The organism is uncultured Candidatus Kuenenia sp. (genome assembly GCF_900696675.1).
GTDB lineage: Bacteria > Planctomycetota > Brocadiia > Brocadiales > Brocadiaceae > Kuenenia > Kuenenia stuttgartiensis_A.
The window spans coordinates 31,122-49,821 of the sequence record NZ_CAADGZ010000014.1 but is presented as its reverse complement, the minus strand read 5'-3'; the positions used below and the strand labels follow the sequence as shown (position 1 = coordinate 49,821).

Sequence of the window (18,700 nt, the reverse complement as noted above, 5' to 3'; positions counted from 1 at the left end):
CCTCGCTTCCCTTATTCTACGCCCTAAGTTTAACATCTACTCACTATACTTTCAACCCTTCATGCAGATACTTTCAACCTCCTTTACCACGTATTTCAAGGCTTACAGCGTTTTCGTTCAGACACTATTTACCTTATTGAATTTTATTGCGCTACAAACAGACCGCCCCTAACAGGGCTACATGGTATTTTTTCTATCCCGGGAATTTTTCAAAAGACTAAAGTGTTACTATAGTAACACTTTAGTCTTTTGATACTGTAAATTATCATTTGTAGTGCGACGAACCTCGTCGCACTACATGAATTTAGTTGGCTTAGATATTCAAATGAGGAACGAACAGCAACGGGAGCATTCCCGCTTTATTGCAAAAAGCAATTATTAGGGGGGGTAATAGTAACATAGAGACAGGATTTCAAACTTGTCTCTACCGTTGAAAATGAAGGTATTAACCCTGTCAGGGTTAATACTCTGCCGGTTTATAACCATTTTATTTTTTGTCGTACCAACATTTCATAAAGGATGGCAAAAATGGGAAAAAAGCCTCCCGAAAATAAAACAGACGCCGAACTCCGCAGAAAAGCATTAGAAAAGCTCAACCCCTATACAATACCAGTCGAGAACCTTTCGGAAGCGGAAGTCCGTAAACTTGCCCATGAATTACAGATTCATCAGATCGAGCTTGAAATGCAGGCGGAAGAACTTCGCAAATCCCAAACCCTGCTTGAAGAATCCAGGCAAAAGTATTTAAACCTTTACGACCTTGCCCCTGTAGGATATTTTACCCTTGATGAAAAAGGCTTCATCCATGAGGTAAACTTTGCAGGTGCTTTTATGTTGGGGGCGGAGCGGCATTCGCTGATAAACAAACCCCTGTCTAAATACATCGTAAGAGAGGATGCCGATCTCTTTTACCTGCATCGTAAAAGGGTGTCTGAAACGGGAAACAAAGAAACCTGTGAACTGAGGATGCTTAAAGGAGATCAACCGTTTCATGCGCAGCTTGAAAGCCGTGCTATTCCGGATTCCAAAAATAACATTAACCAGTATCTTATCATCATAACCGACATTTCAGCACGTATAGAGGCACAGATAAAACTGAAGGAAATAAATGAGACGCTTGAGTATCAAATAAAAGTACGTACAAAAGAACTCCTGCAGTCAAAGAAATTAGAATCAATGGGCATTATGACAACAGGCGTCGCGCACGGGTTTAACAATATCCTTGCAATCATAGACGGAAAGATACAGATGTTGATGCGGGAAAATAAAGGCAGAGAGAAGTTACTGGAAGAGTTGCGTTTGATACGCAGCTCTGTCAAGGATGGCGCTGAAATTGTTCGCCGTATGAATAAATTTACCAAAGTAAAGGAAGATCGTGACTGGTTTGTAGCAATTGACTTATGTGAAGAGATAAAAAGCACGATTGATTCTACACATCCGGGATGGAAGGAGTGTGCAGAGAGAGAAGGAATCGCCTATACCATAAATTTGGATGGTGTTAAACACGTTTCATGCATAATGGGCAATCCTTTGGAATTGCGGGAAGTATTGATTAATATCATCAAGAATGCCTTTGACGCCATGCCGGGGGGAGGAACGCTTTCATTTTCTACAAGGGAAGAAAACGGAAGCGTTGTTTTGGAGATTTCAGATACAGGCATTGGCATGGACGAAGAAACGCAGACAAAAATCTTTGACCCCTTTTTTACCACCAAGGAACGTGGCACTGGATTGGGAATGAGTATTGTTTATGGGACTGTCAAACGGCATGGTGGCAAAATAGCGGCGCAAAGTCAAAAGGAAAGAGGCAGTACCCTTATCCTAAGCTTTCCCGCAGCGAAGGAGTCGCCGGGTATTACAAAGAGTGATCATGAACCTGGCAAAGTGACGCCAGAGAAAAGGGGACTGAGAAACGGCATCCTTATCGTAGATGATGAAGCAACTATTGGAAAAGTATTGAGCAGCTTCCTTACGGGAGAAGGCTATAACGTTGTTTTTATCGATAATGGCGCCGGGGCGTTGGATCTTCTAAAAAAGGATGAATTTGATCTCGTGCTGTGCGACCTGGGCATGCCTGATATATCAGGGTGGGATATTATGAATGTAATAGCTGATATGGCTAAGAAACCAAAGATCGGCATAATAACAGGATTCCTGAACGCTTCGGATGACTTTCCGGGCAATAAGATAAAAGCGGATTTTGTTATCAACAAGCCATTCGAATTAGATAATCTGCTACACTCAATTAATGATTCATTAAGAGATTGATATTGCAATCCCTGCATAAATGATATCGTCGGGTAAGAAACGCGCCCTGAATATACGTTTAGAAATTTCAAGGTTTGTATCATAACATGCCAGACAATGCCCGAAAGCCCACTTTCCTCTCGTTCACAAGTGCCGGCTTCGAATCAAACCCTGACAGGGTTTTGAACCCTGTCAGGGTTGTGCTTGCTCGAATAGGAAAAAAGAATGGATGCGCCAATGCTATGGATTTTGGTTTGACAACGAATATGGCAAACCATAAAATGCCGACATTAATAGAGCAAAGAGAAAAATAAATTTTAGACCAAAAAATAAATGATAAAATAGCACATGGAATTCGATTGGGACCCCGGCAAATCAGATGCTAACTTCAAAAAGCATGGCATAACTTTTCATGTGGCAGCAACAGTATTTGGTGATCCATTGGCAATTACTTTTAGCGATCCCGACAATTCAATATGAGAGCACAGATTCTTAACTTTTGGCTATTCCAGAGAGAGTCAATTGCTGGTTGTCGTTCATACGGAACGGCATGGAAAAATAAGAATAATAAGCGTAAGGAGTGCAACAAGACACGAAAGGAAAATATATGAAGAGGGTTAAACCTGAAGAAATGCGTAAGGAGTACAAACGGAAAGATTTGGGCAAGGGAATAAGGGGCAAATATTTCGATGAATACAAAAAAGGGACCAATCTTATTCTTCTAAGCCCTGATGTGGCAGAAGTATTTCCCGATGACGCTTCGGTCAATGAATCCCTGCGTAGTTTGATGAAAATAGCACGTCAATCGACAGGTCTTACAAAGCGCTCCACCTGACCGCTATTCCGCTGCGTTCCTACACTGCGATTATTGGAATTTTTCAAAAAACTAAAGTGTTACTATGTTTTGGATTTGTTTTGAATTTTATGCTTTGTTAATTCGGATTTGTTTCGTATTTCGTATTTCGTATTTCGTATTTTTTATTTCTTGATCTCAGACGTTTGTACAACGGAAAATCCACAATGGGGGGAAATACCAGTGCGAGTTTTTTTAACAGGCGTGGGTTGTGTAGGCAAGACGACGACCGGCAGGGCGTTGGCAGATCTTCTGTGTGTAAAGTTTTTTGATGTAGATGATGAAATCGAGACCTTCTTTGAGATAAGTATCGAGCGACTACAGGCAAGATTCCTTACTGTCCACTCCTTTCGAAATGAGGCTGCAAAGGCACTGATTCATCTGCTGAATCGTCCGGACAGCCGCAACAGCGTAATCGCCCTGCCACCGAGTGGACTGATGGGAGGGTATCTGCGGGCTGTTAAGAAGTCCGATGGCTTATCATTGTACTACACGACACGCCGGAGAATATCCTGGAGAGAATCAGGTTCTACGACATAGACTCGAAACCGATGGAGAAACACGTAACCACTGAAGAGAAACGCCTGTACCAGAAAGAGATCAAAAAGTACATCACATTTTTCCGCAAGAGTTACGAACGTGCTCATTTGCAGATTGATATATCGGGTCTTAGTGTTAAGCAAGCAGCCGCCAGGATAAAAGAGGCCTTGGAAATGTTCGACAATAAGGTACGGTGAAAAGCCATTGTTGGATTTCGCTGACCAATCCAACGTAACTGCCCCTACTGGATGAAAGGCGTTAGTACCTTATCGGTAATTTTTTCGCATTTTTTGGCAAAATATTTAACAGTCCCTTCTGCCGTCGGCAATCGGCAAATTGCAGATTGAGGACTGAGGACTGTTTTCGCGCTTGTTTGGTTCTGGCTATACCAACTTAGGCGTTAAGAAACATTGGATAATAATTATGATTAATCTTCTACAACTAAAACCTAAAATTGAAAGCATTTGTCGGGTATTGCCCATAAAACGACTGGATCTTTTCGGCTCTGTTTTGACTCAAAACTTTGCACCAGGCAGCGACGTAGACGTTTTGGTGCTTTTTGATTCGGATGAAAACATTGATCTTTTTGATAAATACTTTGAATTAAAAGAACAACTGGAAAAAATATTTAAACGGAAAGTAGATCTTGTTGTAGACAAACCATTTAGAAATCCTATTTTCAGGAAATCAGTTGACAAGACAAGGATTGCCATATATGAACGATGAAATACTTAAAAATCTCATCGACGTCCTCCATGCAGCAGAAGAGATACAGAGATTTACCCATGAAATGGATTTCAAGGCATATAAAAACAGTCCCGTTACACAAAGAGCGGTTGAGAGAGATTTTGAGATTATTGGGGAAGCCCTTAATAGAATCCGGAAAATTGATGCGGAGTTTATCGAAAGAATTTCTGAACATTACCGTATTATTGGTTTCAGAAACATATTAATACATGGTTATGACATAGTAGATGAAATGATTGTTTGGAAGGCTGTTAAGAACCATTTACCAATTTTGATCAAAGAAGTACGTGAAATAGTAAATGCCTAAGCTGACAACGCCAGAACCAAACAAGCACGAAAACAGTCCTCAGTCCTCAGTCCTCAATCGGCAATTTGCAATTTGCCGACAGTAGACTGTCGACGGGAGCATTCCCGATTTTTTGTAAAAATGTCATTAGCAGGGGGGGGAAGAATAGTAACTCAAGCTTCCAGCTTGAGGGTAAAATACCACAAGCAGGATGCTTGTGTTACAATGTACAATTAGTTAACCAAAAATCGGGAATGCTCCTGTTCAAACTATATCCCCCGGCGGGGGTGCAGGGGGTGGACCGGATTTCTCCCTCGATTCAACTACCCCTTTATTATGAAAACAAATTTAAACCTCTTTCCCACGCTCCGCAGACAATTCCACCCCCTTAATCCCCCGCCAGCGGGGGACAGGCTTGCCACATCCCTTGCAGCTTTCATGCACTTGTGGTGTTGATCCGGGTGCATTCCCGGTTTTTTGTGACTTCTGCCATGTTTTTAATGAAACGTACAGTAGTATTAACCCCTGGCAGCGTTGTTTTGCCCCAATCACACAAACGGTTACAAAAAATCGGGAATGCTCCTCTGCCGACTGCAGAAGAGAGCATTAAATATTTTGCCAAAAAATGCGAAAAAATTACTGATAAGGCACTAACATTCCCCTCCGCCCGACCCGTGCCAACAATGTCACCTGGCTTTTCAGCATCCCTCTTATCATGTTTCTTATGAAAAAAGACCTCTTGAAGTATAATTTAATATTTGACAAAATCGGCATATACCTACTATAATTTCTTCTTTGTTTTATATTAAGTCACGTATTTACTGAAACTTACAAAATTGACACGTACCTTCATTGTCCCCGGTTTTTCAAATATCCTGCATTCCTAAAAATTTCGTGAACTTTTTCTGTAACGTTGAGACCATATCATTGTTCATTTTTATTTTCTTAGATTCACTATATTTATGATTAAAAGACGCAATACGCGAACGGTCAATGTTGGCGGAGTATTGATGGGGGGGAACAGCCCGATTTCCGTGCAAACAATGACGAAGACCCACACGGAGGATATTGACGCGACAGTTAAACAGATTAAAGCGCTGGAAGCTGCCGGTTGCAATATCGTACGTGTTGCCGTTCCCACAATTGTTACCGCAAAATGTCTTGGCGCTATTAAACGGCAGATAAACATACCCCTTGTTGCAGATATACACTTTGGACATCATCTTGCCCTTGAAGCCATTTCACAGGGAGTTGACAAGATACGGATCAACCCCGGCAATATGAAAGACCGGAAAAAACTGGAAGAAATAATAAAAGCCGCAAAGGAGAAGGGTATCCCTATCCGTATAGGCGTTAATTCCGGTTCAATACGGGACGTAGGGATACATGAGGAGCTGACGGCTTTAATGGTCAAAACCGTTTTGCAGTATTGCGAGCATTTTGAATCGATTGGTTTCAGGGATATTGTATTGTCATTAAAGGCGTCTGACGTGCCTTCAACCCTGGAAGCATACCGTTCAATTGCAACACAATGCGATTATCCATTACATCTGGGCGTTACCGCGGCAGGCCCTCCAAGTCTGGCAACCATTAAATCCGCAATCGGTATCGGCGGATTACTTTCAGAAGGCATTGGCGATACGTTACGGGTTTCCTATACCGGCGCATCGGAACTTGAAGTAGAGGCAGGCTTTGACATCCTCGAAGCGCTCGGGCTTTACAAGCGGCGGCGTGCGGATCTTATTTCCTGTCCAACGTGCGGCAGGTGCGAAATCGACCTTGTTAAAATTGTTGAACAGGTAAGACACCGTCTGCCAAACGACAAAAAACATCTTCAGATAGCCATTATGGGGTGTATAGTAAATGGGCCTGGAGAGGCAAGGGAGGTCGATATCGGTATTGCCGGAGGCAAGGGATTTGGGTTTCTTTTCAAAAAGGGAGAAAAGGTAAGGAAAATACCGGAAGATCGGATGGTGGATGAGCTTTTGGAAGAAATTTCCCTTATGAAATAATAATGAAAAACGTTGCTATCCTTGGCTCTACAGGTTCTATCGGAAAAAATGCATTACACGTTGTGCGTAACTTAAAAGACTCCTTCAGGGTAACCGGGCTTTCCAGTCATTCGCAGTGGGAATTCCTTGCCCGGCAGGCGGAAGAATTTAATCCATCGCACATAGCGCTGAGCGACCTCCAATTAGCCGGAAAACTGAAACAACACCTTTCGGGCAAGCAGATAGAAGTAATCAGCGGAAATAATTGCCTCAAAGAGATTGTTTTAAAGAGCGAGGCGGATATTGTGGTTTCAGCGGTAGTTGGCGCAATCGGATTATCCGCCGCTATAGCAACTGTACAAGCGGGGAAAATCCTTGCCCTTGCCAACAAAGAAGCCCTTGTTATGGCAGGGAATATTGTCATTCCGTTGGCAAAAAAGAATCAGATACTGCCGGTGGATAGTGAACACAGCGCAATATTTCAAGCCCTCCAGTCCGGCAGGCAGAACGAAATCAGGCGTATTATCATTACCGCTTCGGGAGGCCCTTTTTATGATTTTCCCGCCGATACACTTGCAGATGTAACACCTGCTCAGGCGCTTAAACATCCGACATGGCGCATGGGGCAGAAAATCACCATCGATTCTGCGACGTTAATGAACAAGGCCCTTGAAATTATTGAGGCAAAGTGGCTGTTTAATCTGGAGGCTGACCAAATTGATGTGGTAGTACATCCGCAATCGATCATTCATTCTATGGTGGAATTTTGTGATGGCTCAGTCATTGCCCAAATGGGCATGCCGGATATGAAGGTCCCGATTCAATACGCCTTAACGTTCCCTGAAAGGGCGTGTCTTAATGCTGAACCGCTGGACTTGCCGCGCATAGAAAATCTTACCTTTAAAAAGCCGGATAGGGAAAAATTTCCCGCTTTAAAGCTCGGCTATCTTGCGGTCAGAGAGGGCGGCACTATTGGCGCTACGCTAAACGCCGCAAACGAAGTCGCCGTGCAGGCCTTTCTTGAAAAGAAAATTCGTTTCACCGAAATAGCCTCCTTTGTGGAAAAGGTTATAAATCATCACCATTTTATTAAAGACCCTTGCCTGGAAGAGATTCTGGCGGCAGATGCATGGGCAAGACAGGAGATTAAAAAATGCCTTACTTAAATGTTTCAACAAACGTAATTCTCGTTATTGCAGGCATCGGACTGCTTATTTTTATCCATGAGCTGGGCCATTTTCTCATGGCAAAAAAAATTGGCGCCCGTGTCCTGGCCTTTTCACTGGGATTTGGCCCTGCCATATTGAAAAAACAATGGGGTGAAACCGAGTATCGGTTGTCCCTTTTTCCGCTTGGCGGATACGTAAAACTGGCAGGAGAAAACCCTGACGAGGAGAAAACCGGCGCTTCCTATGAATTTTCCTCCAAAAGTATAGGGCAACGTGCATCGGTATTGGTCGCCGGCGTTGCGTTAAACGCTCTTTTGGCATTCGTTGCCTTTATTGTCGCATTTCAGATAGGGGTGCCTTTTATTACTTCCGAAGTAGGAGATGTTATCCCAGGCCAGCCCGCCTGGCAGGCAGGGATACAGAAAGGCGATAAAATTACAGAAATCGGGGGCATTGATGACCCTGATTTTGAAGACATTTTTACTGTCGTCGCGTTGAGCAACACCACTACCGGCATACCCATCAAGGTGAAGAGAGGCAACGATATTTTCCGTACAGAGGTAATACCGATGTATGACCAGGAGCATGGCCTTCAACGCATCGGAATAATGCCCGCGACCAGCCTGGAGATTGATAAAATATTTGCCTTTGAAAATAATGAGTCGCCTGCAAGGGACGCCGGAATACAGGTAAAAGACCTTGTCGTGGCAGTAAACGGCAAAAGGATAACCTCTGAATCGGAATTTCGTGAAGTAGAATCACAGAGCGCAGGCAAAGAAATAACCCTTACTCTGTTGCGAAACGGCGAAGAAATAAAGGTAAAAGTAACTCCATCTAAAATATCACGGTGGATGCTTGGTTTGTCCGGCGCTTCTTCCATTATAGACGGCGTGAAATATAAAAGTATTGCCAGTAAAGCAGGATTGATGAAGGGTGATGAAATAATTGAGGTTAATTCCAATCCCATTATTGGCTTTACCGGTTTTAAGAACACATTCATGGCGTACGAAGATAAAACATGCATCCTGACCGTAAAGAGAAACAACAAGATTATATTAGTTTCTGTGCCGTTAGAAGATGCTGGCGCAAAAGAAGAATTTTTAAAAAGTATTACTCCCTTTTACGGACTGACAATCGATTCCGTTGTCCCGGGATTTCCTGCGGAAAAGATAGGATTGCAACCCGGCGATAAAATTATTTCCCTGAATGAAAAAGAACTGCATCACTGGAACGAACTCCTTCTGGCGGTAGTATCGGGACAGGGAAAACCCATCACCATTGGGTGGATGCGGGGGACTGAAAAATTAACCTCTGCCATAGCACCGCAAAAAAATGGTGAAACAGCGGCAGGAAGCATTGGCGTGAAATTCAGAGAAAAAACAGAATTTAAAAAATATGGGCTTATTGGGTCATGCGTAGTAGGCTTTAAAAAGGCTGTTATCAATGTACAAAGACTGTATCTTACGTTAAGAGGGTTCTTTTCCCAAAGACTTTCAACCAAAAACGTCGGTGGATTCATCCTTATTGCCCAGGCATCATACGAATCCGCAAAAGTAGGCATGGGGAAATTGGTATATTTTTTAGGGATTTTAAGCCTTCAGCTTGCGCTTTTAAATATCTTACCGGTGCCAGTGCTGGATGGCGGACATTTATTATTCTTGTTAATTGAAAAAATCAAGGGTTCTCCGGTCAGCCAGAAAACGCTATCAATTGCCCAGTATATTGGTTTCGCCATGATTATTTCACTGGTTATTTACGCCACACGCAATGATATTATGCGGCTGTTTACGTTGTAGGAAATACGTACGAAGTACGGTTTACGATTGTAACGGGAGCATTCCTGATTTTTTGTAACAGTTTAGATTTTTGGAAAAACAAAAATGCTCGTTCCCAAGCTCCGGCTTGGGAACGTAATTGCGTTGGAAGCTCTAGCTTCCATTTAGCCGGCAAGCGAAGCTTCGTGTATTATTCGATTCAAAAGAGGTTTCCAAATATCTTGGGTAACATACTGAAAAGCCTCCAAACTGACATCATGGGTTCATTCCCTTTTCCATTCGAAGCTGGAGCTTCTCAAACAAATCCGTTCCCAAGCCGGAGCTTGGGAACGAGCGGTTTTTTTCAATATATTACGCTGAATAGTTACTTACGATTTTAGCTTTGGGATTTGGGGTTTTAAATCGTAAATCGTACTTCGTACCACCAACTAAAGAATACTACAACTTTTTATCATTTCAATAAACGCCTCAATACGGGTTTTCATTGACCCATCCAATGGGCCTGGACGATCGCAATCGAGGGTAAGGATCGGCAGTCGTATATTTTTCCTAATAATCTTGTCCTGAATATGCCTATGGCAAAAACTTTGCACATAATGAATGATGCCATGGATTCTTCTTTGCCTCACCGCATCTTGAATATCCTCTAAACGCGAAAAAATATCGTATGGATAGGTATAGCGGCTGTACTGTTCCACAAGGGTATCTGACTGGTATGGCATACTGAACTGACGCTGAATTTCGTTAAATACTACCTGTACGCCAAGGGAGGAAAGAAAGTGGTACAAATCTTCACAAATGGGGGGTATTCCGACAACTCCGAGCCTTATTGCATGTTTGATTGGCTCCCGTCCGGATACCGATTTAAGAAATTTCCCTGCAAGTTCCCCAAATGTCTCAAAATCTCCCATGAAGTCGCTCGTCGATACTGTCCACAGGTGGTTTTCATCGCCTGTGACAACATTCTCCACCCATGTAAGCCGGTCAATTTCGTGTACTATGCTTCTCACCGAATCCAGACGCTTCTTTGTTTCTTCCGCTCTCCAGTAAGAAACTCCCAGGTTTGCGGCAAGCGACTCCATTTGATCACGCAGAAAGGATGTATCCGCTTTACTATGGGGATATGCGAAAGGAATGGTTTTTATGCCCTCCGACAAAAAAACCTCCATAAGCGCCTGATTATTACTGCAATCACCCTGAATCACGCTGATAATCTTTCGGATTGAGTATTTTTTCACAGCGGAATACATGCCCTTGATCCATGCGCATGTGTTTCTGGGCAAACCAGCCAGCTCCGCATCCTCTATCATTTTATTTGGCGCAATATCGCAAATGAATATATTGTTAAGATCGATAGGCACATATCCTGCGGCAAAGACGATCTCTATGGGGATGGTGGACGTAATCCCTATGATTTTGTCCGCTGGAAATTTCCCGGGATCGGGAAGATAAGGAAGTAAATTGTCGTTAGACATAAGATGCATGTTTTATAAAATGCTGCCGTTTTAGATTTACGATGTACGAGGCACGATTTTTAAATCGTACTTCGCACATCGTAAATCGTACATCATACTGGCGCATGCCTCTAAAGCGGGCAGCAGGGATGTATCATTATTCTTTTTCCGTTGGAGTCTTTTCTCCGGTAGGTTTATTGAGTTCTTCTAAGAATTTTTTCAGGTCATCACCTTCTATTACCTCTTCTTCGATGAGTTTTTTTGCCATTCTCTGCAAAATCATCTTTTTTTCAAGCAGTATTGTTTCGACCCGCTGGGACGATTCGTCCATTATTCTTTTGATTTCTAAATCTATTTCCCGCGCCGTTTCTTCGCTGTATTCTTTTTCAAAGGAGAGTCCGTAAAGCGATTGCCTGTCGCCTTGATCAAAAGCAACCTGTCCCATTTTTTCGCTCATGCCGTATTCCTTAATCATCATTCGGGCGATTTCTGTCGCTTTTTTCAGGTCGTTCTGGGCGCCGGTTGATATTTCATTAAAAATAATCTTTTCCGCAGATCTGCCTCCCAGCAATATTGCTATTCTGTCGAGAAGTTCTGACCTTGTCATCAAATAGCGGTCTTCCGTAGGTTTCTGCAAGGTATAACCAAGGGCGCCGATACCCCTTGGGATCATCGATATTTTCCGGACAGGGTCAGCATTTGGAATCATGCACGCTACAAGGGCATGGCCGGATTCATGGTAAGCGACGATTTCCTTCTCTTTCAGGTTCATAAGACGCTTCTTCTTTTCTAACCCTGCCATAAGCCTATCAATTGCCTCTTCAAATTCAGGCATGCCTGCGGCTTTCTTGTTTCTTCTTGCGGCAAGCAATGCGGCTTCATTGATAAGGTTTGCAAGGTCTGCGCCGACAAATCCCGGCGTCATTGCGGCAACAGCATGTAAGTCCACTTCTTTTTCCATCTTTACGTCTGCGGAATGTACCTTGAGTATTGCTTCGCGTCCGTGCAAATCCGGCCTGTCAACTACCACTTGCCGGTCGAATCTGCCTGGCCTTAAAAGGGCTGAATCCAATATTTCAGGACGATTTGTAGCCCCCATGATAATTACGCCTTTATTGGAATCAAAACCATCCATTTCCACCAGCAACTGATTTAATGTTTGCTCACGTTCGTCATGCCCCCCCATGGGGTTTTGCCCCCTGGCCTTGCCAAGGGCGTCAAGTTCGTCAATAAAAATAATGCATGGCGCTTTTTGGTCTGCCTGATTAAACAAATCTCTCACCCTTGCGGCGCCCACGCCAACAAACATTTCTACGAATTCAGAGCCGCTCATGTTGAAAAAAGGGACACCAGCTTCCCCTGCCACGGCTTTTGCCAACAGGGTCTTTCCTGTTCCCGGAGCACCGACAAGCAGTACTCCTTTTGGTATCTTGCCGCCTATGGCACGAAATTTTTCAGGGGTTTTCAGGAATTCTATAATTTCCTGCAATTCCTCTTTTGCCTCATCTATGCCTGCTACATCGTCAAATGTAACATTTAAGTCTTCCTGGACGTAAAGGCGTCCCCTGCTCTTGCCGAAAGTCATGATGCTGCTGGCAGGCCCGAATCTTTTAAATACAAAGCGCCAGATCAAAAACAGTATTAATAAGGGGACTATCCATGAAAAGAAAAATGTTTTCAACCAGGGGCTTTCGTACTGTCCTTCGTATTTCACCCCCATTTTTTCTAATTCGCTTACCAGTTCAGGGTCATCTATCCGCGCCGTAATAAAGATTGCGTATTTGTTAGTGCCGCGTTCATATTCCTTTAATTTGCCTTGAATAGCCGCATGGGATATATGACATTCCAGTATCATATCTTCGCGCAATAATTTCTTAAATTCGCTGTACGAGATATTCCTTACCCCGGGGTTCATTAAATACATTTGGATAAGTATGAGAAACCCAAAAGCCATAATAATGTGCCAAATAGAAAACTTTTTCGGCCTTTTAAACTTCATTTTTTTTAAGTCTTTGAACATTTACACTCCTATGGTTGATTATTCAAAAGAACATGCTATAAACAGATAAAGAATTTATGGTCAGACGACATCTTTGTTACGTCTCTCCGTTCAGCCGGTTTGAAATGTATGCGGAATACAACTTGGTAGAGACGCACGGCCGTGTGTCTAATTCTACCAGAAAGCGCTGTATCACTCAAAAAAACTTTATGATATTTGTAAAATGGTAATTGTCTGTCACTGTGAGTGCAGAAGGAATCCGCATTGAAGAACGGACATAATCGGAGCATTTGCAAGAGAGGAGCAGCAATTAGTACTTTATCAGTAATTTCTTTGCATTTTTTGGCAAAATATTTAATGGTGAAAACGAAATGCTATATTTCAATCCTCCCACCTCCAAAGGGTGACAACCATTCCCTGCACCCCCAGCGGGGAGACATTCTCCCACTTTGGAGGGGATAAGGGGGGGAGAGTTTTGAAATTTGTTTCGTATTTCGTATCATATTTTCGTAAGGTGCATTCCCGATTTTTTGTAAAAAAGCTTATTATTTATGCAGGATGGACTACTCGGCGCTGACCTATCAATAAACTACACCGGAAAAAATGAATATCGAAGGATAAGAAAACTTCGTAATTCGAAATTCCTTGTTCTGCGGTTCGATATTCTCTTTTCATCCTACTAAAATGACTGGTTACAAAAAATCTGGAATACACCCTTTGCTATAAACGGTTGCTGGTCTTTCCTCACTTGAAATATCTAAGCCCACTAAATTCATGTAGTGTGACGAGATTCGTCGCACCAAAAAAAGTTGTGAGATCAAGGAATAGGGTCTACCCAAAACAATGCGACGAATCTCGTCGCACTACAAATGATTATTTCCGGTTTCAAAATACTAAAGTGTTACAATTTTTATGTATTATAAGGGCTTATACACCATACTCAAACCCTTAGTTACATAGAGGTCATGGACGAAACGGACAAGACAGGGTGCGTCTCTGAATCTCTCAATACCTTGCCGTCTTTCAGCATTATCATTCTGCGTGTGTATCCTGCGATATCTTCTTCATGTGTTACGAGTACAATGGTAAGATTCATTTCACTGTTCAGTTTGCAAAGGACGTTCATTACCTCTTTGCTGGTAGCGCTATCAAGATTGCCGGTAGGCTCATCCGCGAGAAGCAGGGAAGGGCTGTTGATAATTGCCCTTGCAATCGCGACACGTTGCTGCTGGCCGCCGGAAAGCTGGCTGGGATAATTTTTATGGAGTCCTTCAAGGCCCAGTATCCGGATTGTTTCGTAGATTTTATGTTCGGAGCTTTTCGTTAGTTTTTTCGCGTAAATAAGCGGGAGTTCTATATTTTCCAAGACAGTTGTTCTTCCAAGAAGGTTGAAACTCTGAAATACAAAACCGAGTTTTTTGTTCCGGATCTCCGCCAGTTCATTCTTTGAAAAACGTGAAACATCTACCCCTTCAAAAAAGTATCTCCCTTTCGTAGGGAGGTCCAGACATCCGAGTATATTCATTAATGTGGATTTTCCAGAACCAGAAGCCCCCATAATGGAAACAAACTCTCCCTTTTTAATGGAGAGAGAAACATTGTTTAAAGCCGTAAAGGCAATCTCCCCCATTTCGTATATTTTATAAATGGAATCTAATTGTATTATATCCTGCATATATCATAAGCTGGCATAGCCAGCGCCAAACAATAATGAAATAAAAAATACGAAACAAATTTCGGGTTTCACCATTAAATATTTTGCCAAAAAATGTAAAAAAATTACCGATAAGGCACTAGCGCCGGCCTCCCCCCATTCTGGTCCAGGGAATCTGTTGGGAACTTTTCGCGGCGGATTTATCGGTTATCTCCGCAACGACAACTTCATCCCCTTCTTTTACTTCTCCCCCAACAATCTCCGTAAAATCGTAATCGCTTATTCCGGTTTTTATCATCACCATTACCGGTTTTCCGTGTTTCAGTATCCAGAGAGGGGAATATTTCTCTCCATCATATTCGCCTCCTTCCGGTTTACCGGTTTTATCTCTTATGGTTTTTGATGGAGTGAAACGTAACGCGGTATTTGGGATGCTTAATACGTTTTTTGCTTCTGCCACTAAAATGGAAGTATTTGCAGTCATTCCCGGCTTGAGTTTTAGGGAAGAGTTGTCTATGCTGACAATGGTATCGTAGGTTACGACGTTTTGAAAAATAACCGGCGACATACGAATTTCTGTTACCTTGCCATCAAAAACGTCTTCAGGGAAGGCGTCAACATTAAATCTTGCACTTTGCCCCACTTCAACCATGCCGATATCCGCCTCATCAACGTTTGTATTCACCTGCATACTGACAAGGTCTTTGGCTATTGTAAATAATGTGGGCGTCTGAAAACTGGAGGCCACCGTCTGGCCAACGTCCACTTCCCTTGAAATCACTATGCCGTCAAGAGGAGAAACAATTACCGTGTACCCCAGATCGGTTTTTGCTATTGCAAGGGACGCCTCTGCCTGCATTATTTCAGCTTTCGCAAGTTCAGCGTCTGCAAGGCTTGTCTCGTAAACGGTTCGGGACTCATCAAATTCATCAATGGAAATGACCTGTGTTGAGAATAATTTTTTCGCGCGATGATATTTCCTCTTGCTGTTTCTTAAGACAGCATTCGATCTTTTTAGTTTTGCAAGCGCTGTTGCAAGGGCTGCTTCCGCCTTCCGTACCTGATGCTCGAAGGGCGTTGGGTCTATCTGCGCCACGATCTGACCCGTTTTCACCTCGGAATTAAAATCTGCGTACAGCTTTGAAATAAGGCCTGAGACCTGACTGCCGATGATCACTGTTCTTACAGGATTTATTGTGCCTGTGGCAACCACATATTTCTGAATATCGCCCTTAACAATTTTAGCCGTCTCAAACCTGACGGTTTCTTCTTTTTTAAGCAGGTAAATTACGGTTACTATGATTACCAATACGCATGGTATGCCAATATAAATGTACTTTTTCATATCTGCTAGAAGATAATAAATATTGATACGTATGGCAATTATAATTTTACCCTGCGTTCCCGAAGGGAATGGATTTGACAGTCTGAGGCCGGAGGCCGGAGGCCGGAAGTCATAGGTCAGAGGTCAGAGGTCAGAGGTCAGCGAGAACAATCCTCAGTCCTCAGTCCTCAGTCCTCAGTCCTCAGTCCTCAATCTGCCGACTGACAACTGTAGACTGTAGACAAGGTACTAAAGTAAATAATCTAACCGGTCTTTAAACATTTCCACGACCTTCGTCTTTATTTTTTGATGTTCTTCCGCAGAAAGAGAAGGGTCACGGCAAACAATTTCAAACGCATCTTTCCGGGCTTTTTGTAGTAGGGAGAAATCATGAAAGATATTGCTTATCTTTAATTCCGGCAAACCATGCTGCCGCGTGCCAAAAAACTCTCCGGGGCCTCTCAGCCTGAAATCCATTTCCGCTATTTTAAACCCGTCAGACGTATTTACCATTGTTCTAAGCCGGTCACGCGACATGGCTGTTTTTGGCGTACCAAAAAGCAGGCAATATGATTGTTTACCGCCTCTTCCTATTCTTCCGCGCAATTGATGCAATTGCGCCAGGCCGAACCGTTCCGCATGTTCAATAACCATTATAGTGGCATTAGGGACGTCAATGCCCACCTCAATAATTATCGTGGAAACTAAAATATCATACCGCCTTTCTTTGAAATCGGCCATTGCCTGCTCTTTTTCCGCAGATTTCATCTTGCCGTGAAGTAGTCCTACTTTGCATTCGGGAAATATTTCGTTCCGCAGCCTCTCTGCTTCAGTGATGGCTGATTTTAAATCCAGTTTTTCCGAGTGTTCCACAAGTGGATAGACGACAAATACCTGCTTTCCTTTTGATATTTCACCCCGGATGAAATCGTAAGCGGCTTTTTCTTTATTTTTTGAAACCCAAAATGTCTTTACCGGAATACGGCCCGGAGGCATTTCGTCCAGCATTGAAATATCCATATCGCCAAACAGCGTAAGCGACAACGTACGGGGGATTGGCGTCGCCGTCATAATAAGCACATCAGGGCTTGCTCCCTTTTTCCGCAGTTTAAGGCGCTGCAAAACGCCAAATTTGTGCTGCTCGTCGATCACCACCAGTCCCAGTTTTTTAAACGAGACGGATTCTTCTATGATTGCATGCGTCCCGACAATTAAATCTATCCCGCCATCGCTCACCTGGGCAATGACATTTTTTTTATGTGTTGCATTGCCGCTGCCGGTTAATAAACAGACCCTGACCTGCGATCCTGATAAGAATTTTTGCAGCGTGCGAAAATGCTGTTGTGCCAGTAGTTCCGTGGGTGCCATAAAGGTCGCCTGATATCCGTTTGCTACCGCAATTAAGGCTGCATATAAAGCAACCACCGTTTTACCGGAACCAACATCCCCCTGAAGCAATCTGTTCATGGGCTTGTCACTTTTCATATCTTCCCTGATTTCATAAATTACCCTTTCCTGCGCTTTCGTGAGGGTAAAGGGGATAATATTCCGAATGTGGGCGTCCACATTCGCCCCTGCTTTAAAGGGGATTCTAGTCTCTCCTTTAATACGGTAACGCCTGAGTGCCATTGCCATCTCAAGGCAAAACAGTTCCTCATAAACCAGCCGGTTTTTGGCGCGGTTTAAAAGCTCCATTGAAGGAGGGGAATGAATATGTCTTATAGCGTCCGCTACGGGAAGAAAATTGTATTTTTTTATGAGGGGCAGAGGCAAGGCGTCCTCAAGCAAATCCACATATTCCTGTATTGCAGCGTGGATAATTTTTCGTAATTGGGACTGGCTTATGTGTTCGGTAAGAGGGTAAACGGGAATAATACCCCATCCACTCCCGCCTGCCTGCCTATCGCTAATAATCTCATATTCCGGACTGAGCAATTGGAGATATTTATACGAATTGACCTTTCCGTGCAAAAACAGGCGATCTCCGATGCGAAATTTATTTACCAGAAACGGTTGATTAAACCATGTGGCGGCTATTACGCCTGTTTCATCGCTCACGAAAACTTCCAGAATGGTCTTCCCCATTCGGGCAACCCTGTTTTGTATGCCGTTAATAGTGCCTTGAATGGTAATGCTGTCGCCTGTCTTCGCTTCAGCAATCTTCTGTATTTTAGAAAAATCATTGTAGTCGCGGGGGAAGTAATAGAGTAAATCATGGACCGTTTGTATGCCTAATCGTCCGATAATTTTGCTTCGTTTAGGCCCTATGCCGTTAAGATATTGGACTGGTTGGAGTAATGAGTGACTCAAGGTTATCCTATGGCATCTATCTTTGCGGCAAGGATAAAATCGCTTTCAGTAAGTCCCTGTATCTTATGTGTATAAACCTTGATTTCCACCTTCCCCCACGTCAGGCATATTTGGGGATGATGCCCCTGTTCTTCAGCAATTTCCCCCACTTTGTTTGTAAAGGTAAGCGCAGTTTTGAAATCAGGAAATTTAAACGTCTTGTATAAATGATGCTCTTCAATAACGTCCCACCCACGCAGGTGTTTCTGCAATTCCTTAAGTGCGCTGCCCTTTAAAGGCAGCACCCCTACCTGACAGGGTACACACTTTTTTGATGCGAGTTCTGACATTTTAATATCCTCCTAAAAAAAG

Annotated in this window: 15 protein-coding genes and 1 pseudogene; 10 read left to right on the top strand and 6 right to left on the bottom strand. The window is 43.1% G+C overall.

The window, feature by feature from the left end; translation table 11 throughout:
* Positions 1-528: 528 nt before the first annotated feature.
* From QZT26_RS04195 to rseP, 10 genes and pseudogenes are all read left to right on the top strand, one after another.
* On the top strand, positions 529-2,268 hold the full coding sequence (locus tag QZT26_RS04195) for an ATP-binding protein (protein WP_169703894.1): 1,740 nt from the start codon (positions 529-531) through the stop codon (positions 2,266-2,268).
* Between the two features lie 327 nt (positions 2,269-2,595).
* A pseudogene (locus QZT26_RS04190) lies at positions 2,596-2,868 on the top strand (BrnT family toxin).
* Positions 2,855-3,082 (top strand): hypothetical protein, encoded by a 228-nt coding sequence (locus QZT26_RS04185; protein ID WP_099324618.1) that lies wholly within the window; start codon positions 2,855-2,857, stop codon positions 3,080-3,082. The pseudogene QZT26_RS04190 and the gene QZT26_RS04185 overlap by 14 nt, the downstream one beginning before the upstream one ends.
* A 201-nt stretch (positions 3,083-3,283) precedes the next feature.
* A complete protein-coding gene (locus tag QZT26_RS04180) occupies positions 3,284-3,640 on the top strand; it encodes a shikimate kinase (protein ID WP_157820428.1) in 357 nt (118 codons plus the stop codon).
* 11 nt (positions 3,641-3,651) lie between these two features.
* On the top strand, positions 3,652-3,837 hold the full coding sequence (locus tag QZT26_RS04175; protein ID WP_099324620.1) for a hypothetical protein: 186 nt from the start codon (positions 3,652-3,654) through the stop codon (positions 3,835-3,837).
* Positions 3,838-4,063: 226 nt separating this feature from the next.
* Positions 4,064-4,366: a nucleotidyltransferase domain-containing protein gene (locus QZT26_RS04170; protein WP_099326999.1), complete on the top strand. Its 303-nt coding sequence runs from the start codon at positions 4,064-4,066 to the stop codon at positions 4,364-4,366.
* Positions 4,356-4,694, top strand: a complete 339-nt coding sequence (locus QZT26_RS04165; RefSeq protein ID WP_164994529.1) for a HepT-like ribonuclease domain-containing protein — start codon at positions 4,356-4,358, stop codon at positions 4,692-4,694. The genes QZT26_RS04170 and QZT26_RS04165 overlap by 11 nt, the downstream gene beginning before the upstream one ends.
* Before the next feature lie 941 nt (positions 4,695-5,635).
* Positions 5,636-6,685, top strand: coding sequence for a flavodoxin-dependent (E)-4-hydroxy-3-methylbut-2-enyl-diphosphate synthase (gene ispG, locus QZT26_RS04160; protein WP_164994528.1), 1,050 nt, complete (start codon positions 5,636-5,638; stop codon positions 6,683-6,685).
* A gap of 2 nt (positions 6,686-6,687) precedes the next feature.
* Positions 6,688-7,830, top strand: coding sequence for a 1-deoxy-D-xylulose-5-phosphate reductoisomerase (locus QZT26_RS04155; RefSeq protein ID WP_099324623.1), 1,143 nt, complete (start codon positions 6,688-6,690; stop codon positions 7,828-7,830).
* Positions 7,818-9,629 carry an RIP metalloprotease RseP gene (gene rseP / locus QZT26_RS04150; RefSeq protein WP_295100863.1) on the top strand — a complete coding sequence of 604 codons (1,812 nt, stop codon included), beginning with the start codon at positions 7,818-7,820 and terminating at the stop codon, positions 9,627-9,629. Before QZT26_RS04155 ends, rseP begins: the two co-directional genes overlap by 13 nt.
* 407 nt (positions 9,630-10,036) lie before the next feature.
* Here rseP and QZT26_RS04145 read toward each other — a convergent pair whose 3' ends face one another.
* The 6 genes from QZT26_RS04145 to QZT26_RS04120 all read right to left on the bottom strand — a co-directional run bounded on the left by QZT26_RS04145 (position 10,037) and on the right by QZT26_RS04120 (position 18,678).
* Positions 10,037-11,083, bottom strand: a complete 1,047-nt coding sequence (locus tag QZT26_RS04145) for a 2-hydroxyacyl-CoA dehydratase family protein (protein ID WP_099327000.1) — start codon at positions 11,081-11,083, stop codon at positions 10,037-10,039.
* Positions 11,084-11,219: 136 nt separating this feature from the next.
* Positions 11,220-13,082 carry an ATP-dependent zinc metalloprotease FtsH gene (ftsH, locus tag QZT26_RS04140; RefSeq protein ID WP_099324625.1) on the bottom strand — a complete coding sequence of 621 codons (1,863 nt, stop codon included), beginning with the start codon at positions 13,080-13,082 and terminating at the stop codon, positions 11,220-11,222.
* Positions 13,083-14,013: 931 nt separating this feature from the next.
* The gene (locus QZT26_RS04135; RefSeq protein ID WP_099324626.1) at positions 14,014-14,736 is read right to left on the bottom strand and encodes an ABC transporter ATP-binding protein; all 723 of its coding nucleotides are present in this window, start codon (positions 14,734-14,736) and stop codon (positions 14,014-14,016) included.
* Between the two features lie 118 nt (positions 14,737-14,854).
* Positions 14,855-16,060, bottom strand: coding sequence for an efflux RND transporter periplasmic adaptor subunit (locus QZT26_RS04130; protein ID WP_099324627.1), 1,206 nt, complete (start codon positions 16,058-16,060; stop codon positions 14,855-14,857).
* A gap of 228 nt (positions 16,061-16,288) precedes the next feature.
* Entirely contained in the window at positions 16,289-18,349 is a 2,061-nt protein-coding gene (gene recG / locus QZT26_RS04125; RefSeq protein WP_295100856.1) for an ATP-dependent DNA helicase RecG, read from the bottom strand.
* 2 nt (positions 18,350-18,351) lie between these two features.
* A complete protein-coding gene (locus QZT26_RS04120) occupies positions 18,352-18,678 on the bottom strand; it encodes a 4a-hydroxytetrahydrobiopterin dehydratase (RefSeq protein ID WP_099324629.1) in 327 nt (108 codons plus the stop codon).
* Between the last annotated feature and the right edge of the window lie 22 nt (positions 18,679-18,700).